At 44.0% G+C, this 24,411-nt stretch carries 17 protein-coding genes and 1 pseudogene; 2 read left to right on the top strand and 16 right to left on the bottom strand.

The window, feature by feature from the left end:
- Positions 1–423 precede the first annotated feature (423 nt).
- The gene (locus CWM66_RS21320) at positions 424–1,017 is read right to left on the bottom strand and encodes a DUF2913 family protein (RefSeq protein ID WP_071921438.1); all 594 of its coding nucleotides are present in this window, start codon (positions 1,015–1,017) and stop codon (positions 424–426) included.
- A gap of 358 nt (positions 1,018–1,375) precedes the next feature.
- On the opposite strand from CWM66_RS21320, the pseudogene CWM66_RS29315 reads away from it, so the two are divergent.
- Positions 1,376–1,716 (top strand): annotated as a pseudogene (locus tag CWM66_RS29315) (zincin-like metallopeptidase domain-containing protein); the annotation flags it as partial.
- Positions 1,717–1,783: 67 nt separating this feature from the next.
- Here the strand turns inward: CWM66_RS29315 and CWM66_RS29575 are convergent.
- Both CWM66_RS29575 and CWM66_RS21305 read right to left on the bottom strand, forming a co-directional pair.
- Positions 1,784–2,221, bottom strand: a complete 438-nt coding sequence (locus CWM66_RS29575; protein ID WP_107147231.1) for a GFA family protein — start codon at positions 2,219–2,221, stop codon at positions 1,784–1,786.
- A 526-nt stretch (positions 2,222–2,747) separates the two neighbouring features.
- Positions 2,748–3,425: a response regulator transcription factor gene (locus tag CWM66_RS21305; RefSeq protein WP_107147230.1), complete on the bottom strand. Its 678-nt coding sequence runs from the start codon at positions 3,423–3,425 to the stop codon at positions 2,748–2,750.
- A gap of 1,088 nt (positions 3,426–4,513) precedes the next feature.
- On the opposite strand from CWM66_RS21305, the gene CWM66_RS21295 reads away from it, so the two are divergent.
- Entirely contained in the window at positions 4,514–6,448 is a 1,935-nt protein-coding gene (locus CWM66_RS21295) for an autotransporter domain-containing protein (RefSeq protein ID WP_107147228.1), read from the top strand.
- Positions 6,449–6,694: 246 nt separating this feature from the next.
- Here CWM66_RS21295 and CWM66_RS21290 read toward each other — a convergent pair whose 3' ends face one another.
- The 13 genes from CWM66_RS21290 to CWM66_RS21230 form a co-directional block, all read right to left on the bottom strand.
- Complete coding sequence (locus CWM66_RS21290) at positions 6,695–10,366, bottom strand: type VI secretion protein IcmF/TssM N-terminal domain-containing protein (protein WP_107147227.1); 3,672 nt, start codon at positions 10,364–10,366, stop codon at positions 6,695–6,697.
- Positions 10,367–10,377: 11 nt separating this feature from the next.
- Positions 10,378–11,049: a DotU family type IV/VI secretion system protein gene (locus CWM66_RS21285; RefSeq protein WP_107147226.1), complete on the bottom strand. Its 672-nt coding sequence runs from the start codon at positions 11,047–11,049 to the stop codon at positions 10,378–10,380.
- Between the two features lie 3 nt (positions 11,050–11,052).
- Positions 11,053–12,438, bottom strand: coding sequence for a type VI secretion system baseplate subunit TssK (tssK, locus tag CWM66_RS21280; protein WP_107147225.1), 1,386 nt, complete (start codon positions 12,436–12,438; stop codon positions 11,053–11,055).
- Between the two features lie 3 nt (positions 12,439–12,441).
- The gene (locus tag CWM66_RS21275) at positions 12,442–13,086 is read right to left on the bottom strand and encodes a type VI secretion lipoprotein TssJ (protein WP_107147224.1); all 645 of its coding nucleotides are present in this window, start codon (positions 13,084–13,086) and stop codon (positions 12,442–12,444) included.
- Positions 13,087–13,136: 50 nt separating this feature from the next.
- A complete protein-coding gene (locus CWM66_RS29570) occupies positions 13,137–13,538 on the bottom strand; it encodes a PAAR-like domain-containing protein (RefSeq protein ID WP_071921430.1) in 402 nt (133 codons plus the stop codon).
- An 8-nt stretch (positions 13,539–13,546) separates the two neighbouring features.
- Positions 13,547–14,212, bottom strand: coding sequence for a DUF3540 domain-containing protein (locus CWM66_RS21265; RefSeq protein ID WP_071921429.1), 666 nt, complete (start codon positions 14,210–14,212; stop codon positions 13,547–13,549).
- Between the two features lie 19 nt (positions 14,213–14,231).
- Positions 14,232–15,242, bottom strand: a complete 1,011-nt coding sequence (locus tag CWM66_RS21260; RefSeq protein WP_158262961.1) for a pentapeptide repeat-containing protein — start codon at positions 15,240–15,242, stop codon at positions 14,232–14,234.
- A complete protein-coding gene (locus CWM66_RS21255; RefSeq protein WP_107147222.1) occupies positions 15,229–17,907 on the bottom strand; it encodes a DUF2169 domain-containing protein in 2,679 nt (892 codons plus the stop codon). The genes CWM66_RS21260 and CWM66_RS21255 overlap by 14 nt, the downstream gene beginning before the upstream one ends.
- Positions 17,908–17,948: 41 nt before the next feature.
- Positions 17,949–20,561, bottom strand: coding sequence for a type VI secretion system Vgr family protein (locus CWM66_RS21250; protein ID WP_107147221.1), 2,613 nt, complete (start codon positions 20,559–20,561; stop codon positions 17,949–17,951).
- 118 nt (positions 20,562–20,679) lie between these two features.
- Positions 20,680–21,696 (bottom strand): type VI secretion system baseplate subunit TssG, encoded by a 1,017-nt coding sequence (gene tssG / locus CWM66_RS21245; protein WP_158262960.1) that lies wholly within the window; start codon positions 21,694–21,696, stop codon positions 20,680–20,682.
- A complete protein-coding gene (gene tssF / locus CWM66_RS21240) occupies positions 21,660–23,390 on the bottom strand; it encodes a type VI secretion system baseplate subunit TssF (RefSeq protein WP_158262959.1) in 1,731 nt (576 codons plus the stop codon). Before tssF ends, tssG begins: the two co-directional genes overlap by 37 nt.
- A gap of 25 nt (positions 23,391–23,415) precedes the next feature.
- The gene (gene tssE / locus CWM66_RS21235; RefSeq protein WP_107147218.1) at positions 23,416–23,823 is read right to left on the bottom strand and encodes a type VI secretion system baseplate subunit TssE; all 408 of its coding nucleotides are present in this window, start codon (positions 23,821–23,823) and stop codon (positions 23,416–23,418) included.
- 46 nt (positions 23,824–23,869) lie between these two features.
- Positions 23,870–24,364: an Hcp family type VI secretion system effector gene (locus CWM66_RS21230; protein ID WP_107147217.1), complete on the bottom strand. Its 495-nt coding sequence runs from the start codon at positions 24,362–24,364 to the stop codon at positions 23,870–23,872.
- Positions 24,365–24,411 lie beyond the last annotated feature (47 nt).

Below are 24,411 nucleotides of genomic sequence, written 5' to 3'. Positions count from 1 at the left end.
GTGCCGATTCCGTTTATCGCTATAGTCGGATTTTATATTAATTGATGAGTAAATATGGCCTTGTTTTAGTGTGGCGCGATTAGGTAATTATTGTTTATTACTGATTGTGCTATTTGTAATGATGAATATTATTTCTTTTTTTGGGGGGGTATTAATTGTTTTTTCTCATAACATTCAAAAAATAACCGTAAGATAAATATGTTATGTTCTCGTAAATGGACAGAGATCTGCGGTATTGGCGTTGACACTTCACTCAGGAAAAGTCAGGCGCTTGCTCTCACCTACGGTAAATTATCGGCAGGGCTTACGGACGACACATTTTTCAGCGAGGGTATAAAACCGCGCCCGAAAGTCAGTACCAGCATGAACAATTGACTACAGATACATGACTTGCGGGGAAACAAACCGAGCCGACGCAGCTTGTCAGAATACCGGCGCCGGTGTGGCGCTCAGAAACCAGCGGTCTCCTTGTGTTAGAACGAACCAATGAGCGTCCTTGAGCAGGTTCAGGAATGACGTCCGGTCTCCGTGAATTCTGATTTCCAGCGATGACACCTGTCTACCCTGAGCATCAAAACAGCCCATCAGTACCTGAAAGCATACAGCAACGCCGTTTTCCCTGCCTCCCGGGAAATGTGGTGCTTCCCGCCACTCTTGCTCATTCAGAACCCGGTACTGCCAGCCGCTCTGCTTCATCACTTCTGTCATCCACTCATAACGATATTGGTCACTTTGCGCGGCCAGGCCCCCGGTGAATATCTGCCAAAGACATTCCAGACGTTTTCTCAGTTGCGCATGTATTCCATGACGGCGGCCTTCGCTGAGCAGCCACGCAATATCGTCGGCTACCTCGCGGGGAAAGATACGCCTGCGGTGCGCTTCTGAAAGCCAGCGTATCAGAAACTGTGTTTCTCCTGCCTTTCCGGGGACCGTTTTTTCCCTGCGAGCCATGTGCAGTGCAATAAGTGCACACCAGGCCATATGAGCAATTTTTTCTCCCTGTGTCTTCTGTGGCACCGAACACTCCTCCTGTTGATTGCAGGTCTGTTTGCGACCAAAAAAAGAACGGGGTGCCCCCGATTAGGTTGGAGCCCCCCGTGAAAGGGAATACCTAGTATCAGCACATAACTTCTTATAACTCAGCTTTTCAGCATATAGATTGTGATTGCTGGCGTGGTGGAACGCCACACCGGTATGAGTATTTGAGAGCAAATGTTTTCTGTGTCCTGGAGGTACCTGACTGTCTTATCACATCGTCAGCAGAGCGGGCATAGTAATCCTGTATGTGAGGGGAATATCTTGTGTTCCTGAACTCTCTTTGTATTAACTTAAGTTGCATCATTGCAGCCTCTGACGCTGACTGGCGAGCCGGAATTACCAGCCCGTAACGGACCGGATAGTCATGTCAGCGACATCGTAGTTTCTGTCTGAGGTGGATTGCTGGTCAGCACTGCTTCACGAATTAATTCATGCATCTGGTCGCAATAATCGTTTGAACCGTGAAAGGATCACATCGTCGTCTCGTAAATTTGGCGATCCAATCTAAGGCATGGAGGAGTTCATAGCCGAAACCGGCAGCGCGTTTCTTTGTGCGGAACTGGGCGTTTACGATGAGTTCAGCATGAAATCTATCTGGCCGGCTGGCTGAAAGTGCTTCGTGAAGGTAAAAATGAGTTTTTCCGTGCCTGCCAGTTTGCCCGGGAAGCATTGAAATACCATTCTTTGCAGGAAAAGCTGGCAATCGGGTGCAACGAAAAAGGCTCCCTCCAGGCGCAATCCTCTATTAGGGTATCTTATCTGGACCGGGATACCTTTCGTAACCTGGCAGTTCCAGAAGATGGTTTACCCAGTCAAGACGTTCTGCAACCTGAACCTGGGCCTGAGGAGGGAAAGCTTCCGGGCAATCAAATGTAGAGGACTGCACGTCTACTCTGCCTGGAATGCTCAACGAATTAGTATAAAACAGACCACTTCCACACACAGGACAGAAGCTCCGGATTGCAGCGCCGGACTTACTGAAAGTAGCTGGTTTTCCTTTAATAATGACCAGCGATGACTGTGCATAAAGCGACCACGAAACCATTGGGGCTCCAGCGCTTCTTTGACAGTCCTTGCAGTGACAGACTGCGACGGCCAGAGGTTTTCCGGCAACCTGATATCGTACAGATCCGCAGAAGCATCCGCCTGTGAATAACTCCAGTAAATCAGCCTGAACGGCCATAGTATTCTCTCCCGGTTAAACAAGGGCAGGTGAGCAAGCCCGGCAGTCGTGTACTATAAGAAACACTTCTGACAGGTCGACGAAAGCAACTCAGCTTTCATTTCTAGGAAAGATGCATCGCCATGAGTAATCAATAACATACTGCCATCACCGGACGGTTAATTTTCCCTCCATCCGGCAAGCAGGAGCGGAGCATGAGGCGCAGAAAAATAACCACAGCGGTCAAAGTAATAATTATCGTCAGCATATATTTATTTTCTCCCGGGGATGCATTTACTTGCTATTCGGAAATCAGGAGGCTCAAGATGTCTTCCGTCTTGAATACCGGATGTCTCTCATCAGTACACGTACTTTCTGAGTGAGCAGTTACCCCAACAAGCGATACAGTATCCGGAGGATAAATCCGCACCAGGCCACCAGAGCCAGCCAGCGCAGTACTGTGATAACGGCCTGCGTCCAGGTCATTTCGTCATTGTTATCCTGCATGTGTTTCCCGCCTGCAATGCCTGACATTATTCAGGTTGTGTCACCGCCTGCCGGTGATTTTCTGCAGTTGTGCCAGACGCCATCTGAAGGAGGACTTCCTGCTTACTGTCATCTGTCGCATGACATTCAGCCGCCACGCCGACACCGTCTTGTGACTAACGTTCATCACCTGTGCCAATGCCCTCAGGTCCGGATGGTCGACTTGGGTAACCAGCATCTCCATCTCCCTGGGCGCCAGTTTCACCTCCTGTACCCGAGCTAGCTCTTCGGTCACCGCGGGACTCAGAACCGTTCCAGGCCAGTCCACATCGGCCATTCTGATGGCATCCTGCAGGACCACCAGTGCTTCACGTCGCAGTGCCAGCACGGACGGATGTGCACTGAGTATTGCCCTGAGCAGCAGCGGGTCTGCCAGATCGGTGCACACCATCACCCGGCACTGCCCCGTCTGCTGTAACGGCTGCAGCGCCTGCAGCAAAGTCACCCCGTCACGGACGGTACTGCCAGCGCTCATCAACTCTGTAATGAGCAGCAGCCTTTCCTGCCCGGCACAGGACACGGCAGCCTGAAGGGCGGACAGGTCCGCCACATATTCACTGCATGGACGATGCGCAACGCTGTCTGCCAGGTTACACAGGGCAAGTCCGGTCAGATGCGCCCGGTCCATCACAAGGACCCTGTCAAATAGAAAAACCACATCATTATTAAGGTCAGGCATGGTGACCTCCGGTACATGCAGGCAGGACAGGAAAAGCATGGGGGCTATGGCCATTCCACTGCGGGTCAAGGGAATACATTGTGTCCTGCGGTACGTCGGGCTTCATGACCTCTTCAGGGACGTTCACTCCTTGTATTCGAACTTGGTGCATCGAGGTGGTTATGGTGTGCAGTTCTGCTGCCAAGGTCCTCATGCCCGCTTGCAAGGGATGGGCGGCGGGGGACCACTCCAGTCGCCGTAAACCGGACAGCGGTACTGCTGTTACGTGAAACATCAGGACTCCAGCAGCGAGATGTGTAATCCGCAAATTCATCGGCCACTCTCCACATCCGGCAGGGTATAGCTACAGACACTCCCAGTACAGACGAAGTAAATATTTACGTCCCCCGCGACTGTACCCTTTATAATCAATGCGTTGATCAGCACCAGCGCGACATATATTGTTTCATTTTTCATACTCGACCCAGGAAGGTGATTTTTCGTTTGCTAATGTCTTAATTACATCTCAGTACAAAGTTAACTGGATTTACTGGAGTGAAATGCAGGCTAGGTATGCTGTTGTTATATTTCTTATTATAAAATATTTCACGTGCAAAATTAGCGTGTGGCTAAAATATAAGATGCTTAATTTAAAATGTCTTATTTAATGTCAGGTGTGATTCAATTTGCTGTATCAGGTGGTTTTAGGTGGAATATTTATGGTGGGCGAAAGGGGTATGTAGGTTAATGATCCGGTTCTGTAAGTCCCACGCAGATTTAAACTGTCATTCGGAATGTTGTATATGAGATAAAATATCGCATCAGAGAATTCTCATGAGAAAACAAAAGAAGCCAGTCGGATATACAAGTAAAACAAGAAAAATGAATGTGCAGGTTATTGATTTGTTGTAATTTTTTCCTGCGTAAGATATGGGTTATAATAGTTTTTTTTGAGCTGAAAATGCCACGTAAAAATCCAAGGTACAATGCGGATATAATTCGGAATTAATAAGAAAATCGCCTTAAAATTAGCAAAGCATCCCTTGTATGTCTGTTATTGGATTACTATTTCCATCCTATAAAATAATGAAAAGTGGAGAATTAGTGGAATGTATATAAAAAGCCCCTTGTGTCTTATTTTTTCCTGCATTGCTCTGAATGTTCAGGCAAATACGTTCGATTCAATTACTGTCTTTGGCGATAGTCTAAGTGATACAGGCAATGCCGGACGCTACACATGGGACGGGCAGTCTGCACAGTTTTATGATGAGCAACTTGCTGCCCATTACGGATTAACGCTTAGCCCCTTTGTTTCTGGCGGTAGTAATTATGCCTCGGGAGGAGCTACGGCAATTTCAACAGGAAACTCGTTGAATACAACCGCCATACAAGTGCAACAATATTTACTCTCCCGGAGCAACCAGGCGGATAATGCAGGACTCTTTATCCATTATATTGGTGGAAACGATATTATTGCTGCGTCACAGCAACCCAATGAAGCGACTAATATTGTGACAATGAGCAGCAGTGCTGCAGCAAGTCAGGTTAAATCACTTTTGCAAGCCGGGGCTGGTTTGATCGTGGTACCTTCAGTACCAGATATCAGTTTTGCACCTCTTGCTATCCAACAGATCATTACCACCATTTTGCCATCAGCACAGCAGGCTGCTGTAGTGGCAGCCATGACGTCTCTTTCCTCTGCCTCAACCCCTGACGAATCCAGCCGACTTAATGCGATACATCAGGCTTTTTATGAGGCGGCTTCCGTAGCTACATCAGTACCTGCGCAGCAGCAAGTTTTAGTAAATAAGATGGGAAGCATGTATGAGGCATATACAAATCAGCTCTCCTCTTTATCCGCACTGTATCGTGACAATGAAATACAGAACCTGGCTGGCGGAGGAGGAAATATCGCCTATGCGGATGTGAATGGTCTGTTCCGGGAAATGTTAGTTTCTCCAAACGAATTCGGCCTGACTAATACCGCTGGTAGCGCCTGCCCCGTCGGCATTTCGGCAGCAAATTGTACATCAACAATGCAAGGCTTTAATAAATCGCAACACTTTTTGTTTGCAGATGGACTGCACCCGTCTCCGTCAGTGCAATCCATCATGGGTGACTATATGGCATCTATTCTCGATGCTCCTGTTCAGGTATCTGCACTGGCACGGGTACCGGAGAATATGATTATGGACAGTCGTACATTAGTGGATGAACGCTACCGTCAGCTGAGAATATCGGATTCACCAGTCGGTGAAAATACTATCTCAGGAGGAATATCCGGAAGTTTAAATCCCCGGAAATCGGGGAGCCTGCTGCTTAGTGTGGATCGCCAATTAAGTGAAGAATGGAACGTCGGTGGACTAGTGGCTCTTTCTCCGGCGCAAAAGCGTGGAGAAGATGATTTTTATTATTCCTTCCGTGGCCGTCAGGCAGGCGTATATAGCCAGCTCGGGTACGGTCCGTTCTGGTTAACGGGAGATGCAATTCTCCTTTATGCCGGGCTGGATGATATCAGGAGAACAATCTCACTTGGCCCCCTGACTCGCCAGGAGACAGGGCACACAGATTCACGACTCACAGGATTACGTATTTCAACCGGATTCGATCTTCCCGTCACAGAGTGGTTACGAACCGGTCCCAGGGTACAGTACTACCGTGATGATGTCAGAGTTGGGGGATATGAAGAGTCGGGAGATAGCAGTACATCAATGCGATTTGACAGTCAGCATGCAGTCCTGGAGGGGATGGCTGCAGGCTGGATGGCAGGGGCAAGCATAGATGGCCTGGATATGGAGCTGGAGGCTCGTTATCGCCATGAAACCGGAGATACTGTCCCGAATGTCCGGGGAGGACTGAAGTCATCTTCACTTGAGTTTAGCCGTAATGTCCCATCACTGGACAGGAATAAAGGTGATATTCGTTTCAGTACTTCGACATCCTTGACGACAAAAATACAGGCAACAGGCTCTTTGACATATACCGCGACAGGTTCAGACAGTGGAGAAATGCAAATTTTTACAGGGATAAGTGCTCATTTTTGAGTGAGTTATCTAATATAATACTTTCCCGTATAAAGCAGCTATCTTATTAGTACTTGTCCCTTCAATGAAGGGACAAAACAGTGACGTAAATAGCTGAGTTGCGCTCCCGGTTCAGGCAAAGCATAGACTGGAATAAGTGTTGCCTGCCACTACTTACCGTTCTGGTAATATTGACCTCATACGTAATGCAGAACATCATGGCTATGGGAGTTTATCCGCCAGCAGTTCAGAAATGTCATACTGAGTTCAGTTCCAGCAGTTGCTTATTCTGGAAGGCAACCAGAAGTTCTTGTCCCCCCTTTGCAGTTCGGTTATATGAAATAAGTTATCCGGCAATTGCTTCTCTTCTTTATTCAGAGAAAAATGAGATATTTGGCTTTGCAATTGCTCTTTTTGCAGTATAGCTTCTTTCTGTTGAGACTGAAGTTGTTTGAAGTTGGTGATAAAGGCAGACATAGTATCCAGCTTATCAAACCGATAATGAACATCTATCCATTTTACACCCATTCTGTTAAGTTTGCTTTCCTCATGAGGAAAATCAGCAGGGATAAAGCGGTGGCCACCGTCTCTGAAATCTCCAATGAAGTCAGCTAAAGGAAGATCTCCGACATAACGTTTCACGAGCTCTGTGCTGCCTAATCGTATTTTTATCAGCATATCTGAGCACAGATTAATACTCCATCTGAAGGTAGTATTGGTGGTGAAGTTGTAATTATTCAGAGATTGTTCTCCTTTAGCACATTGCATGCTAAGCAGAGCAGCATAAGGTTTATCTCTTGACTCTTCATTAATATTAACTGGCTCGCTCGTCAAAGTTATGTAGTGTTCTTCATTGCGCATCTCTGATAATTTCTCACTAACATTAGTAATGGTTTGTTCTAATATCCTTACTTGGTCATCTCTCAATATCTGGTTTTCATTTTCCTCTGACTGCTCTCGTTTCTTGGCAGACAAAATCTCAATATGTTTCGCCATAACACCATTAATAAATGTAATAAACTCGGGAGAAAAAGGGAGCTCATAACCATTTACCCGGCTAATACGATAGTTGCTACCATCGAAACGAATAAAAGGTGTCGCGGGCCCCTGCAAGAATTTCCAGACAACTCCATTAAGACCGTAGAGATAATCAATAAGCGCGTCTTTTCCTATGAAAGTATGCGAGGGCTGGACAATGCTGTTTTCCCACTGATTCTGCAAATGACAAGAGGCTTGCTTTTCTGCATATTGCATGACAAACCGCCAGGGACCCTCTATTAATGACCATCCGATTGTATCCGGATCATTTGTACCGCTTTTAAGTTTTAAATCCCTGAGATCAGAAGAAAGACTGCGAACGAGCCGTACGGTTTCGTTATCAGAAGAACCAGACAGGTCGAACGTGTGAAAAGCTGTTGCAAGTTCTGATGCACGCATGGAACCAGCCGAGGCTACTGACACAATCCGGCTGACATCTGAAAAATATCGCTGAAAGGAATCCATCTTCGCTAATTGAGCAGAGATAACATTCACTCCGTCTTTTGGGTTATCGATAATGGCTGTCTTGATAGCCTGACTTCCAACATTACTTGCGGCATCAAGAGTTTTTCCGACCCGGCTGCTTCCTGCATGTTCTGTACTCTGAATCCTGAGTGACTGCAGTATTCTGGCTTCTCTTAGCCATTCGGGTAGTGAAGAAGATGGTTGATCAGAAAATTCGCTGTTCAGACGGGACAGTAGTTTAAAATAAGGGCCTGAATCACTTGCCAGGTTGGCTAGTGCCAGTGACCATTCCGCTTCAGTTGTAAACTTTTCGGGCAAGCGAATAGATGCTCGTGCAAAATTCTGCCATGCAAGAAAACGCTGCTGCTGATACCAGGAATTAAAGGCCATCTCGTGTTCATCCCATACCTGCGCATTATCACCTGAATAGTGTTTTAATTGTTGCATAAAAGAACCAATGGCGACTTGTCCCCGATGTGTGAGTGACTCGGGAATATCTTCTGGCGAAGCATTGGGATAACTGAGCCAGAATTCGCTAAGGGAGACAGTCGAATTATTATCGACAATATCGATTAACCACCTCATCTGTGGGTCGGAATACATATACTCCCGCAGGATCGCAATAAGCTTGCGTCTGTACTCTGCCAACTGAGTATTGTTCATCTCATCCCACGCTAATGACCTTACCGTCAGGGTTGTCAAATCAACGTCGGACAGTCCTTGTATTCCTGTTTTCACCAGCGGAGGCATTGACTCAAGCTGAACAAGACCACCACCATTCAGCCTTTCATCCAGTAATGCAAGATGCCGGACAATATTGACAATGAGGTGTGCATCTGGTGCCCTCTGATTCGTATAACGCGTAGCTTCTGACATAATTTCATACTTATACAGCACAGGTTGTATGAACTCATGATACCGGGAAAGATAACGTTCCTTTAAACGCCGGGAAAGGTTGTTGACTGAGGATGTTCTGGCCATCCATCTGTTATACCAGGCCTGGCTGCGATATTCAGCTTCGGCCAAAATGTCACTATCGGTAACAAGCTGCTTTATACTACTGTCTGTGAATGATGATAAATGAGAGTTAAAAATAGGTGTCCGCAAAATTAAAGCAAGGGTATTACTGTTATTGATTAATGCGATGCTAATTAATATGCATAGCGTAATACTGAAGGCAATACCTGAAATTAACCCTATAGTACGCGTCAACCGTATCCAGGGACTGGAAAACATTTGAGATCTGAACATAAATCGGTCGGAGGGAATCGCATTGCGGAAAACCTCTTGTAAAAATATACCCCCGCTCATATTTTCATCCTGTGCTACAGGAGATAATCCGGGCAAAAAGTCTGATTGAGCGCCCCCTTGCTGTGCTGCACTGCAGAAGAAAATCCCCCGGAGTAGTCCGCCGGAAAGGTATGGGCTGTCGCGTAAGCACTGATGGAGAAAATCGCGAATAGGGTTTTTTAGTGACAGTAGCTCCGATGGAAATAACAACAGTTCAGGATCAATGTCAGAAGGAGGAATATTCGCGATCAGACTTAACCTTAAAATCTGTAGTTGTTCAAATATAGAGGATAATGCATACTCAGATGCAATATCTGGACTGATACTATTCTGATCAGACAACCATCCCATTGCTTCTGTGAGTACAGGTCCAGGCAATAAGTGCCCCCACCGTTCAAAACCATAGATTTTATCACTGTGGGTTATTACCAAATATACAGGAAAGGTACGTCCGAAACTTTGCATGAGCCTTTCAATTCGTTTCCTGATAATCACAGCATATGTAATCGTATCACCTTGACCTGCTCCTTTAAGGTCTTCTGCTGGAATGGTAAGAATAATACCATCAACACCATTGTGGGAGCGGTGTTTTGCAAGAAGGTCAAGCCCGATATCCCATTCGTTTTCTGCTTCTGGAGTTGTATTATCAAAATATTTACCTGCACATTCAATAATCACTCCTTCATCAGAAAACCACCAGTCAAAATTTTTAGTATTTTCAGCAATGTCGGTATATCTTTCTTCACCCGAGATTAGATGAAAATTAGATACCGTAAGAGCGGTTGTTTTTCCTGCATCTGTGCGGCCAATCATTAAATACCATGGGAGTACATAAACAGGATCTCCAGTTCTCTGTAGTTCGGAATATTTAAGGTACTTCACGGAATCATCCCATTTGAGCCTTAGTTTGTTCCTTAATTCATTCTTTTTTTTATACGTGCTATCAAGAATTAAACGACTGCGGGAATTTATAGCGATCCAGAATAAATATACGTAATATCCACCAAAAGCCAGAGCTACTAACATGGAAATGAACAGAGCATATAACCAGAGTGGCCAGGAGAAATATAAGTTAATTACAAACAATCCTGATGTGATAAATATCAAGATGAAAACTATCGATAAATACTTTAGAAATTTGACCATAAGGGTACCAATTAAAAATCAGATAATGAAGTTCGCCAGAGATAAAAATAAGATATAAAAATCAAGAACGCTGGCGGGGTAGATATTAATGCTATGCTTTTCCATAACCCTATATTGAACCATCGTCCCCAGTAGCTATACTTCCTTTTGTGTACAATACGGTCTTTCCTGTAGCTGAAAGGAAAGAGTTTAGACTCAGGATTAAAGCCAGATTTTTCTGGGTTAGAAAGGAATGCTAATATATTCTCTATTTTTAATTTTTCAAGCTCGCCATGTTGGTCGTGAAAGCCAAACTTGCCTGTAAACCCAAGATATAGACAGTAAATATAGACTGCTTTTACATCAAAATTGTCGTCATCTAGTGCGTGGAGTTTACGGTAAAAAGTTTCACCAGCGGTGACTGTATGATAAATTTTTAGCTGGAGTAAGTGGTTATTTTTCCATTCTTCTACTTCACTCCATTCAGTTCCCAGAACAACTTCATCTATCCAGGCGATAACAGCAAATAGTGCGTTGTCAAAGTCCTCGCTGAGGTTACCGTCAAGGGCTTTCTGTCGAGCTGATTGTATATATTTTTCAATAATATCTGCCAGTTGTTTCGCACTGGGTGAGGGGTTTGCCCTGAAAAACTGAATGTAAGACATCAATGGGATGAAATATTCCACAAGACGAAATTTATACATTGATTAGTTCCTGTAAATAATGATATTTGCAGAGACAACCGGAGAGGATTCGGACCATAACAGTGCAATCTGCCCGGACATAACAACGTTTTCCCATAATTTACCGTCGCACTGAATTTCAAAATATTCCGTGCCAGGGTGACTGCGAATCCTATGGGGAGGGGACGACAACGGAATGATGTTAAGTCCAGGCATGGCATGATGTATGAGATGGTCGAGATCAACCGGCGCTGCCAGTCTGCTTCCGGACATGAGGGATTCGCGTAGGACACCATTCCCATTTACTGAAGGATTTGATAGGGCAAGAATACATCCAAAATCTCCCTTCAAAACACCCTGAGGAAACTCAGCAGAATATCCAGACGAAGTCGCCGTCATTCGGATCGTGACTTCACGATCTGCGCACGCCTGACTTAATGACTGTCCGATAATTTTAATGACAACCGTAAAACAATTATCTAATTCGAGGTGATCATATGGAGGAATGACGTCTTGATCTCCATTTGGATCCGTTTCACCTCCGGTATAAACACGCAGCATTCCTGCAAGTTGTATTAAAGAAGAATAAATGTGCCATGGATGAAATCCAGGTGCGTGCATAATGTGATCAATAAGAGGAAGAGAACTACTCAACGCCTGATACATCATGAGTCGTCCCATGTCCCGAAAATTAACAGGAAGCGAAGAATAACTTTCAGATAGACTGTTATACGAAAGTTGATGAAGATAACCAGACATTTCTTTCTGAAAGCTTCTGAGTTTTGATTGCAATTGATGAGAAGCATCAAATTTGAACATGGGAGGGATATAATTTTCGCTAAACCGTACCCCGCCGTCAGTTATTTCAAGTATTGCAACAGGGATGCAGAGATAATCACTAAAATTAGTTATTTCGTGATCAAAAATAATCTTTATGTTATATTTCAATGTCATCACTGGAACTGCAGGTCCATCTGAGTAAAGGTCTGGCATCTCATTGTTCCGGAGTGTGATAAATCGAGTGTCTTTTAATTTCCCTGTGGTGTTTTCATCAGTCATTGTTACATTTGAACCTGTCAGTTTCATCCTTTTTAGCCCGACATATACACGCATAAGTTTATTTTTATCAAACCAGTTCAGTTCATAACTCCTCGTTTCAATAAGTGCATTGCCGGGGAATTCAGTATAAGTACTGTCCTGAAAAAGAAAATTTCCTTGTCTGACAGCAATAGAAAATGAACCAGGGTATAACAGGTCAAATTCAAGGCTTCCAACCCCCCAGAAAAAGGGATATCCCCCTTCATAAAAGGGTTTTAGCTGTCCCCGCCAACTAAGTGTTTCCAGTTGAAAATGCTGGGGCTGAATAAACATCCCCTGATGCCAGAAAACGCTTCCTGAAGAATGATTCATGCATCACCTCTGGTTAACTAGTTCAATTAAATCACTAGAGTACTGTGTGGAATTTCCACTATTATCCTGTATGGCTTGACGATGAAAAGATTCAGCAGGCAATATCTTAGCATCAGAAATAAAATGCTCACCAAGATTTATCTCCAAAAATAATGGCAAAGGCCGGCCGAACTTATGCAGCCAGAATAGCCCGGCGCGAGAAAATTCTACAGGGATATTAAAAACCTTCTGAGCTTTATCTGGGGAAAAATTTAAATACCCTGCAACTACAGCTACATAGCGAGTTGAAGGGAGCCTGTCCATTACAAGACGGGATTTAATACCAGGAGGAATAACATAACGTTTAACTTGGTTAAAAATAGTATCATTATTTCCTGCGGAGATAATAGAATCCAGGTTATCTCTAGAAGATATATATTGGTAATAAGGTATGGTGTCTTTCATCTGAACAACCACTAGTACAAGAGTATGAGGCTGGCCTTTTTCATTATTTAGCTGTTCATCGGAACGAATATCAAATACTATCGAGGAAGGACTGAAATTCCATGCGATATTGTTTTCTGCCTTTTCTTTTTCACTTTCATCACTGATACTGCATCCGCTACAGAACAGCATGATAATAAAAATCACATTATTACGGGATAGCATAGATTTTCAAACCTGTATTAGAATGCCTGACATGCAGCATTTCCCTTGATTTAACTCATAATCATGACGGTCAATTGAGCAGGAACATTCACAACACTAACTACATTGCCGCTGTTGTGTCGGCTTTCATCACCCATCCTGATTACGCCCTTTCCTTCGATCCTTACTACTCGACTCCCCGCTGGAAAGTCTATTTTTCCTCCAGTACACCCTGACAGAACCCCCCCATGCTGTCCCGGCTGATCGCCGAAAGTCATCGGAACATACGACTGCGTTGTGAACATAGGTGTTCCGGCCGCAAAGACTCCTTTACTGGTACCCGATGCAATAGACGGGATCCCTGTGTTCAGATATGGAACAGGGGCAGGGGGGGCCGGAGCGGGAAACGGCGTGATGCAGACATCCGGAAAGGCGGTTAACGGATAAGGACAACCCTGAGTAAGTGCAAACATAATTTACCTCACCCAAGATCAATATGTTTACCATCAATTTTTACGTTATCGGATGCTCGCATTGTGAGTGAGGCACTCCGTATCTTAATGGTTTCTTCTGTGCTGAGGTTTATCCTTCCTGCACGCGTGTCATCCATCCGCTCGACCCAGCGAAAGCTGTCACGGGCTTTCACAAATAACCTGCGACATGTCGCCAGCACTGTTACTGAGTGCATTTGCAGAGCATAGATACGTGCCACTGTGCTGGATAACCGGGCACGGAGATGCTGGCTGCGCAACAACAGCGCCCGACTTGTCAGATAAATACTGGAAGAAGCGATAGACAGCTTTTCCTCTGCACATATCGTAAGCCGCTGCGTTTCAATCTTGAGCCGTCCGTCCCGGGATGATAAACGGATCCCATCAGATAAGATCACTGTGGATACACTGGCTTCAGAAGCAGACAGTATTGATATAATATAGTGGTTGCGATAATTTTCTGAAGAGCAGACAAGAACCAGATCCCCGTTTGCTGGCTCTGAAAGGCAACTGGCAGCCTTCATGGCGTGTGTCAGAGAAGGGTCCATGCTTTCAAGGAGGAACCATAAACCGCAGCGGCCTTTAACTTTTGCAACCCTTGTTAGGGCCTGACAGTCAGCAGCAGAGTGCGCTAATTCGGATGTTTTTACTTTCACGCTGTATCTCCTTTATGACTTATTTTCTGAAATAGGTGCTTTGCGGCTTCCAGTTCTCTGCCTTAAGTCGTTCCTCATTCGTGCCCGTAACTCCGTCAAAATGTACCCCCTCACACTGTTTAATATCATCAAATGTCACATGCAGGTTGGATCGAATAAAAGAACCACCATTCAGGTTTGTTCCTCCGAAACGGGAATGTGATAAGTCGCACTCAGTAAACGTTACATGTTGAAAGTCAGACTCTGTCATACTGGTACGTGCAAGCATGCAATATTCCCATCTGCTATTCTGCGCGCTGGAAAAACTGAAGTCCGAACCTTGAAAATTACATGCAGAAAATAAAGTCTCACTAATATCTGAATTTTTTAAAATTGCTCCGGAAAATGAGCTGAATTTAACTTTTGCACCAGACCAATTACTTCGGGTAAGAACTGAATCCGAAAGTATTACTCTTTCCAGCGATGAATCTTCAAACTGAGCATCTGAAAGATTCGCTTCAGAAAAATTTGTTAGATGTAAGCTCATCCGGGAAAATATTTTTCCTTCAAGATTTGAGCGCATAAATAAGGCATTGTTAATTCTGGAGTCGCTAAACGTGACTGTTCTCAGATCAGCATCGCACATCATAGCTCGAGTTAAATTACAACCATTAAGCTGCATATCCGCAAGATTACAGTCTGTAAACTGGGAACATATGAAGTCTGAATTTTCCAGAAGTGATTTTGATATATCACAACCGACCCATTCGCTGAAACTGAAATCAGATGAATCCACGAGAGCTCTGGAGACATCAGAGCGAATAAATATAGCTTCCAGGGCCTTAACGCTACGAAAACGAGCATTTAATAAGTTTACATTACTGAAAAATGCCTGTTCAAAATTACAGGACGACAGATCTGAATGGCTCAGATTAACACTTTCAAAGTGACTTTTTGAAAAATCAAGTTCCGATAGATCTATATGCGTGAGATTTACATTAGAAAAATGTCTTGCCTTACTTAATTCTAAAACTACTTCATCTCTGGTCATGTGCTGCTTCATACGCAGAATCTCTTTTGTCCGGTAGTTTTCTGTGTTCAAGTAATGTCTTGCTTATAATGGCTCCCTTAAAATACTCCATTTCCGCCCTGATCCCCTCGCAGTCCACTAAATATAAATTGGCTCCATAGAACAGGGCCGAATTAATAGTTGCGTTCCGTAAAGAACCATTCATTAAATTCACTATTGTTAAGTCAGCACCAGTCAGGTTGGCATAGCTCAGTCGACAACCTCCAGCTTCACAATGATAAAAGTCGGCATACGATAATTCACAATATGATAAATCCGCATCCGTCATAATGGACTGAGCGAAATTGGCATTTATGCATGAGGCGCCGGACCAACTGACAGAAATTAAACTGGCACATTTAAAAATAGAGTGGGAAAAATTAGTCCCTTCTGTAGCCCTGCTCCGATTAAGGTTTGAGCTTTCAAAATTAGTGCTAACCACATTTGCAAGAGAAAAATCTGCATCGCTGAGTGAAGCGCGACAAAAGTTTGTTTCATTCAGGTCCGCTGCACGAAAATCAGGTTTACTGAGTGTACATCCCATAAAATCTGATCCGCTAAGAATTGCCTGGTAAAAAGAAATATTTTCTCCGCGGCAAAATGCCAAAAGGGCATCCGACAATACCGCGGCGTCAAAAATGCTTTCAGAAAGGCATGATTCGCGCAGGTCTGCACCAGATAAATTCGCCTGCCCGAAATCACTTTGGATTATCTGACAACCTAACATCCTTGCATGGCGGAATATCGCACCGGTAGCACGGCAAGAAATAAAGCTTGCCTCCTCAAGACAGGAAGAGGAAAAATCAGTATCTAGAATAATGCAAGAGTCAAAACAAGCACCTGACAATTTGCTTCCTGCAAATGATGTGCATTCCAGAATAGCCCCTTTAAAATCGGCTTCACACAGCTCGATATCTGAGAGATCTATCCCTGTCAGATCAGCCCCAGCCAGAGATTTTGACTTACGATATCGGCTAATAACTTCTTCACGTGTTATTACAGAAGATTTATTGTCTTTAGTGGAAATCACTTCTTCAGCCGAGAACTTATCGTATTTTTCTATTTCCGCGAAGTTTTCATCCAGGAAGTCTGAAATGTCTTTCTTCAGCCTAGTAATCGATGCATCCAGAATAGAAAGAGTACCCGTATCAGTTCCTGTTGTATTACCATGTTCTTTGGCTATAAAGCCTTTCAGGTATTCAATATGAGCCTCAAGCCCCTGACCTGCATTCTCCAAAACTTTCCGGGCTGTATCGCCTTGCAGTTCCGCAAAATGACGCTCCGTATCAAAAGGTTTGACGCCTTTTTTTTTCAGAAGAGATTCATTTTTCTCCTTAATCTCCTCTATTTCACGAGCTATATCAGAGAGCGGACGTAATGGAGGAAGAGGAGGAATGGAAAAGATGCTTTCCTCTAGAGTTCCATTTGAGAGGGTATCCTTCTTAAGGGTCTGGTCTATTATCTTCTCAAGTTCACTAATGTACAGGCTTAATTTATTCAGTTCTTCTCTATTTTCGTTATCTGCGTGTTCGTAAGATTGCCGTTGGGGGGATTGAATGTGGGAGCCTGGATTCCCATTCAGGGAGTCTTTCTCTTCGCCGACGGGTGGTGTATCTGTTTCTGCAATTTGCGTGAGATAGAATTCTTCAGATAAAGGTTCGTGCTCCAGGTACTCCCACGCTGCATAAAGGTTGAATGATTCACTAGCAGCTGCCTCCGAAACCGGAAAGCATGCGCGGTACAACACAACGCCCATCCCGGAGTCAGGAAATATCCAGAGAGTTTCTGCCCTTGCCTCATGACTTTTCAGGTGCAGCGATATCGTTCCTTCAGCAGATTTCTTCCTGGTCCATGTAAAGCAGCGCGCCCTGAGTCCCGGGAAACGACTATATATGACTTTATCAGCTGAAAATCCTGACAGACTGATACTTTCATCTCCCCGCCAGAATCCATTTTTGACTCGCTGGTCGGGTGGTGCTTCATGAAAAAACTCTGTTGAGGCATCCGCTGGTAAACCGGGCCATGCTGCTGATAGCCATGCATTGTCAGGGGTACCAAGCAGATTCAGCCGGTCGGGATGGGTAGGTGGCCAACGCCAGTATCCCGCTGGAGTTACCTCACCATCGGTTCCCGTCATCTCATGCTCTAAAAATTCAACATTTGGTAACCTCCGAAATAACGATCCGTGTTCATCGATAAATGTATCCCATCCTTTACCCAAGGTATTGTGCAAAACACCGGAGCCACCGTAAGCCTGGTGTGGAGTAAGGGGCATCTGCACAAAAGTTTCCCAAGAATACAGGCGCCTTCCTTCCGGGTCTATTAAACGATCGCCGCTGACAACCACTGTCTTGGTCTGAGTACCAATTTGAACGTTTACAGTCATTTCATTAACGGGACGTAATCCTGGAGCATGGGCTGTACCATAAACAAAATATTCTCCGGCAGGTTTAGGCCACCCTGTGTCGAATAAATCTGGCGTATCTTCTTGATCAGAGAAATAGTCCCAGTATTCTCTTTCAGAATACAATATGTCAGGACGGTTTAATGAAAACATAGCTGTCATGCCGACTGAGAGGGTATTCGTACCTTTCAGATTGCAGTGCCGATAAAGTAAAGCCATCGTCTCAGGTTTTGATATTTTCACAGATACTCCAGTCAATGTTATTCATACTTATCCCGAACGCGTTATCCAAGTTGGATGATCTTTGATCTCAACTTGGCAATCCCCGTCACTGAATCCAAGGACAATGTACTTATGGCTGTCTTCAAAAGTACTCCCGTCTGACTGACTACAACGGAGCCATCCGAATGCCACAAAGAGACCTTGCCTTGCTGGTCCTGGGTATAAAGTGTGGCATGCCCTGAGTTCAGAAGTAATTCACTTGATGATTTGCCAGGATCTGGATCCGGTATGACAGACATATTTTCCAGTTTGGTCGATGCGACTGCGTCATCATCCGCAGACACAGAGACGGAATCATCATCATCTTTGACAAGAATAAAATTGCTACATGATCGGATATTAATCGAAGTATCATCCATCAGGATAAATGAACTTTTCTTATTCAGGGTAGAAGAGACATCCATCTTTATTCCTTTATTGTCCAGTTTCATGTTACTGTCATAACCGACTTTATCGAAGTTCCTTAATAGCCCATAAACTATCCCTGCGTTAAAAAACTGCGAACCAATACTGAATAATTCTGAACCCATGGAATGTAAGATTGCAATTTTCTTATTAATGTCATGAGAAGCATGAATTTTTGCGACATCCGGACCAGTATCATCACTGTTCTTGGCTACTTCATGGCATGCGCCAGCAGCCATTCCGGCTTGTGCAGCGAGTGTTGTTATCACATTGGCCCTCATTGCTTTTTTGGCCAGCTTGGTTTTTGAGTCGCTGCTAACTCTCATCCCGCCAGAAATCAGGACAGATTTTGATGCCTGTATCTGGTGTTCTGTTTTGAATTCATGCGTTGGTCCATCATCAATCATGTACTTGGGGCCATAACTCCACTGCAGATCACTTGCCAGAGAGAATTTAGTTGATGGTCCAACAGTAATATTATTGACCCCGCCAACTGCCAGGCTATTTTCAATGGCAAGATCCACAAAAACCTTTGTTCCTCCGGTGAGAATTATCTTCTCTCCGGCAGTTACAGAACCAAAGCTTCCTGAAGTACTGTTCCAGATACTTCCTCCGCCCTTGGGGTCTATTGAGCCCAGGCCAATTGTGCTGTTATGGAAAGGGGAATGAATAAACATGACTTCTGCACCTTTCCTGTCGTCCAGTGAAATCTGATTGCCGCCTGCGGAAACAATACGATTTTGATGCGCATTCTTATCCGTTACAGTGTTTGGATTCTCCGAATTTGGTACTGCAGAAATAATGACAGGTTGGTCAGGATCGCCATTAATAAAAGACAGCAGAACTTCAGAATTTTTCAGCAAAGGAAAATGCAGACCATTGTCACTACCAGCATACGGTGTCGCAAGTCTTATCCGCGCTGAAGACTGATTAGCAGGACGATCTTTTGAATCGTAAGGCAATCTGACTTTGTATTGCCCGTATTCATCCAGTTCAGCATATTCGCCTTTCCCCTCACCGTCGATGATGGCACTCATGGTCCCGGCTATGACCGGTTTTCTCGTTATCCGGGGGGGCCTGAACTGCTGCAATGCTGGAATTGCAGTAAACCGACATGAATAAGCGGTTTCACCACCGGATATATTACCAGGAAGTACATCATGAATTGACGAGATGAGGGCTCCAGCCTGCATCCCGGTGTGCCTGACTTCTGTTATTAAATACCGGATATTAAAATCTTCACGATAATGACCGGTCACAGAAACCACAGAACCTGCCCGGATGCCTATTGCTGTTGACTGACCATGAAATATCTTAGAAGAGGATGAAATTTCTTCTGCCCGGATCCTGGCATAACGTAACCCTTCATCATTGCTCCGAAAATTTTCACCAAATATTGTTTTTTCCCCAGTGCCAGACGAGGAAATATTATATTTGACTTTAAGCGGAATTCCTGCTCGTCGATAATTAAAATCCTGAAGAGTTATAGATTTCGGTATCACACTCTGACTGCACATTAAGTCACGGACAGCATGTCTGGCGATCTGTTCATCATATATTTCTGAGGAAGTATAGATCAGTTCAGATACATTACCGGACTGAAGGTTCATATCATCGATGATCACCAAATTTTCAGCTGTTTTTCCTTCATGCTCAAAAAAATAGTAAATGCCTTCCCGCTCCATAAGCCTTGAGATAAAATCCAGATTACTTTCCTGATATTGACAGACAAAGCTTCTGGGGCGGTAATTACCGCTAATTTTGAACTCATAATTATTACGGGTAAGCCGTGATTTCAGTAGTACGGATTCAATAATATGGGGAATATCCTGTTCATTTAAATATACATCAGAACCACTGTATTGAGATAAATCCCACATAGCAGGTACAACCTTAACACGATAGAAGGCATAGCCATTCACATAATTAAGCTGATCAAATGCTGATGCTTTTCCATGATATAAGGCGGTATCTATACCATCAACAGAATAAATTTCAAAATGGACCTTACTTTGCAAAATAAGGTCAAAATTAATATCATTATTTTCGGAGACAAGGATTAACTCATAGCTGAAAGGGTTTGAGATGCTTTCAGTTCCTTCTAAATGAACCACAGTAAATGTTTTCTCCGGATAAGCATCTGACCGAAATGAAAAACGGCTGTTTTTTCGGTTTTTTCTTTCGTCACCTTTAATATCATTAAGACTCATCGTTTTTGACTCCGTAAGTATCTAAGCCAACTTACACAAAGGTATGTAGCTACCACGGCAATGCAACCATTAGCTCCACTGCTCGGGCGATTAAGACGGGAAGATAGTTGCTGTATCGTCAGAGAAAATGCTCACGGCCTCGCAATACATACTGACGGCCTTCCTTAAATGTATCTGTAGGATTACCGGGTAACCAGCAGTCTGACCCCAACCGGGAACCTACTTCGCATCCAAGGGCAGCATAGGGTACGGAAGACGCTCTAAGTCTGATATGTATCTGAATTTCCGGCGTATCCCCGATGAAGAAACGTAGAATATCTCTAAGCATACATTCCCTGTTACCTCCAGGCATCAGACTGGCGTATGTATGAGCCGTCTGCGCGGATAACAGGATTTGTACTGCTCCAGTATAATCTTCAACCTCACTTCCGAGATAAGCTAATACCGGAGGGCCTCCGTAAGGAGCTGTCGGGACACATGTCCGGCCCAGTCTCCACTGCTGATCCTGTGGAACCGGAACAACACGTCTAACCAGCGTATTAATCTCAACACTGACATCTGAGATAAAATTTGTAATCAGGGAACGAAGTGCAGAGGATGATGTTATATGTCGAAAAAAAAGGCCAGCATAACCGAGGAGGTATTTTCTGATTGTGCTCGGTACGATGCTTGGATAGGGGTATAACCGGAGACCGGTAAAAGTGTCCAGGAAATAATGGATGGCATCGTCATTAATTTCATGAAAACGGAAGATTATTTTATTCCTGCGCCAGGCGGAATTAAGTAGTGGATAGGTGACCTTATGGATAAGGTCAGTAAACTGTCTGGCTGCGTGCTCTCCTCGCTGTGCTTCCTCTATCAATTGCTCGGTATAAAAGACCGGTAGTGGCGATGAAACCCCATACAGTCCAAAAAAACCCACACTGACAATGTACTCTCCATTGCCCCTTTTCTCCACTTTTTTGATATCATTTACTGGAAATGCCAAGGATAACTCGGGAAGTATAGTAAGATTTCCCTTTTCAGTTAAGAATAATTCTAATACTCTCAGCAGCTGAAAATAATTATATAGGTCATAATTTATTAATGTATCGTCTTCTAAATAAGAATTCTGGATCCGGATCTGGCTGGCCACTGATATTTTTCTCCCGTGGATAAGTCCTCTAGATTAAGTTGAGTAAAAGTATTACAGGCAGAGAGCGCAGCAAAAAGGTCGTCAAGAATACAACCAAATAAATATAAGTCTCCGGGCCCTTCGTAAAAAGAAGGATTGCATGTAATATCAATGCTGTAACCGTGCACCACGCCACTGTATCCCATTATATGATGCCGTGGCACGGATCTGACTGATTGAATCCCCTCAATTCTTCTTATATTAGACTCTTCTATACTTACTGCTTGGCCATGGTAAACATGGAGGCTGAGAATTTTTTTCAGGCTTTCCGTTGTGGCTGCGGAGATAAAACCCAAGGTCATCTGTGACAGCAATGTCCAGCGCAATGACACGCTATCTCTCGGAAAAAAAGGAGGACTGACCCTCGATATATTCGAAAATCTAAACCCGTCTGGAGTGTAATCGGTTGGGATGCATATATCACCAATCCTGAGCCGGGCGGTTGACATACCATCTGTTGCAAGAGCCGAGACTGACAAAATTTCGGTTACTCTTTCTTCGTCCGGGGTGTAATACAATGACAGAAAAGTATCCCATCCTGTCCCAGAAATGTTTGGTTTGTGTATTGTCCGGAAAATCCTCCCGTTTACGCTTCCTTCTTTACCGTCTGGGATCGCATACCAAGGGTGATATATTACATCATCTTCTTTTCCTGCGCGGGTCGCAGTCACATTCACCACTTTGTACAAATCAGGATGCCAATTTTTTTCACTACCTGCCACTATGATATATTCATGCTCCCTGTGAGTATTCATAATTGGATCGGCGTACACTGTATACAGGTTAATGGCTGGTATGACATTAATCATAAAAGAACAGTTACCTTGTCCTGAAAACCAGTTCGGTCTTTCAGTGAATTCAGCAAATACTCTAAACTTACTTCCTCTGAAATTTTTGACTTCACTGAGTTCATTAAGCTCTATGAAAAAAAACTTTTCCGGAAAAATAAAATATTCTCTCACCATTCTGAAAGCTGAATATTCGTCCCTCTCAGAAGGAAAGATAGTTTCATTAAGCGCAGGAAAGCGTACTGTTTCAGGACATAATCTAACTCTTGTGCCATCTTCGGATTCTAAATATAAATTACTCAGATAACGGGAAAATAGTAAGAAAACCTTTGCAGAGTCTTCATACTCGCCGCTGAGACATATTCGCAGGTTGATTATATCAGTACCGGAGAGAGGAAGATTTCCGTTCAGAATGAAATCCAGACTGACAGAAAAGGCCCCATCTACGGAGCTATGGAACTCAGTAGCTTCAAGTTCAATAGGATGCAGAAGTTGACTGGTAGTTGTACGGAACCGACAGTTGATACCTTCATTTGCTATAGAGATGACCTCAGTACTCTCAGGCAACATTATGCTGGCTCGAGTTCCTCTTTTAACAGGGAAATGAATTAACGTCACAGAAGGAATGGCTCTCAGAAAATGAGGGAATAAAACCTCTGAAACATCATTAATTAACTCTGGGAATTCCTCATCCATTTTCTGCCGGGTCAGCCCTGTCAAATAAGCAACCCCTTCCAGCAGACGTTCAACATCAGGATCCTCCGATTTCCTTCTGAGCATCGGTGCCAATTCAGGGTATATATTACCAAAATGACGAGCAAGCTCCCTTAACCGGAAAAGCTCTTTATTAAAATAGTCTCCTGCCATACGACACTCTCCGAGCGTTATACAACTACAGAATAATGACTTTGTTTCTGTCATCGATGATGACCCGAAGAGCAATCGCTGATAAACGACCAACTAACATAATGCTGCCGTTAATAGTGTATCTGATCTCCTGCCGACTATTCACTTCAGTGAAATCAGATACGAAGGGGCGTTGAAGCCTTGGCTCATAATTTTCAACCATCTTAACCACATTTTGAATGTACTGACTAAGTGTTTGCTCGTCATTACGTCCCATAATATAAAGGGGCAAACCATAATCTTTGTCGATGATCACACTGCCAGTCCGTGTATTCATTAACTTATGAATATGTTCCTTTACGGACTGGTATAGCAACTCGAAAGAAGGGGGAATAAACGTGTGCCCCTTGACGGATATTAGGTTAATTCTTTGCAATAGCCGCAGTTGACTCATGAAAGTATTCCCCCCAGTACTTACAGTGGGTGTGCATGCGTAATAATTATCTGGTAGACTTCGGTGCCAACCACGAATCCTCTGCCTCTACTCCCGTCGGGGTAAATGTCCAGGTTATTTTCTCATAAGTGAAAGCCACTTCTTCCATGTGCCCCATTTTCTCATTTTCAGGAAGCAGACACATCGGAGTGTAATCTCTAATGTAGGTAACGATGGCTCGTTCAAGTTTAACCGTATAGTAAATTTCTTCCTGTCCTTGCGGAGAAATTCTATAATATTCAAGAATAACTGAGCTGAACTGTTCCCCGGAGGTCAACGCCTGGAATAATTTTGGAGAGGCTTTATCTATTTCTTTAGAAATCACCATGGGCCCATGGACTCGTTTACCAGTAGGTAATCCCGTCTGTGGACTTTTGGGTATTTCAATAGTATGTGTTACAGCCTGTACGAGAATTTTTCCTTCGTGACCTTTTATTTCAGAGGAACCTTCAATTTTACCCTGAGTTTCACCCTGCACAACTAAATATCCTGGCATTGGCATGATCTTTGACTCCAGTTTGTTAGATTAAGTGATGAATTATATTAGAA

This window comes from Kosakonia sp. H7A, assembly GCF_003028445.1.
GTDB classification, from domain to species: domain Bacteria; phylum Pseudomonadota; class Gammaproteobacteria; order Enterobacterales; family Enterobacteriaceae; genus Kosakonia; species Kosakonia radicincitans.
Note: the sequence above shows the minus strand (reverse complement) of the source record. Positions and strands in the feature narration are given on the sequence as shown.

Coding starts and splice junctions, on each gene's coding strand:
- tssF (WP_158262959.1), bottom strand. CDS start 23,390: ATGGCAGGAGACTATTTTAATAAAGAGCTTTTCCGGTTAAGGGAGCTT.
- tssK (WP_107147225.1), bottom strand. CDS start 12,438: ATGAATCATTCTTCAGGAAGCGTTTTCTGGCATCAGGGGATGTTTATT.
- CWM66_RS21230 (WP_107147217.1), bottom strand. CDS start 24,364: ATGCCAATGCCAGGATATTTAGTTGTGCAGGGTGAAACTCAGGGTAAA.
- CWM66_RS21285 (WP_107147226.1), bottom strand. CDS start 11,049: ATGTATAAATTTCGTCTTGTGGAATATTTCATCCCATTGATGTCTTAC.
- CWM66_RS29570 (WP_071921430.1), bottom strand. CDS start 13,538: ATGTTTGCACTTACTCAGGGTTGTCCTTATCCGTTAACCGCCTTTCCG.
- tssE (WP_107147218.1), bottom strand. CDS start 23,823: ATGAGTCAACTGCGGCTATTGCAAAGAATTAACCTAATATCCGTCAAG.
- CWM66_RS21260 (WP_158262961.1), bottom strand. CDS start 15,242: ATGACCAGAGATGAAGTAGTTTTAGAATTAAGTAAGGCAAGACATTTT.
- CWM66_RS21250 (WP_107147221.1), bottom strand. CDS start 20,561: ATGAGTCTTAATGATATTAAAGGTGACGAAAGAAAAAACCGAAAAAAC.
- CWM66_RS29575 (WP_107147231.1), bottom strand. CDS start 2,221: ATGGCCGTTCAGGCTGATTTACTGGAGTTATTCACAGGCGGATGCTTC.
- CWM66_RS21305 (WP_107147230.1), bottom strand. CDS start 3,425: ATGCCTGACCTTAATAATGATGTGGTTTTTCTATTTGACAGGGTCCTT.
- CWM66_RS21290 (WP_107147227.1), bottom strand. CDS start 10,366: ATGGTCAAATTTCTAAAGTATTTATCGATAGTTTTCATCTTGATATTT.
- CWM66_RS21295 (WP_107147228.1), top strand. CDS start 4,514: ATGTATATAAAAAGCCCCTTGTGTCTTATTTTTTCCTGCATTGCTCTG.
- CWM66_RS21275 (WP_107147224.1), bottom strand. CDS start 13,086: ATGCTATCCCGTAATAATGTGATTTTTATTATCATGCTGTTCTGTAGC.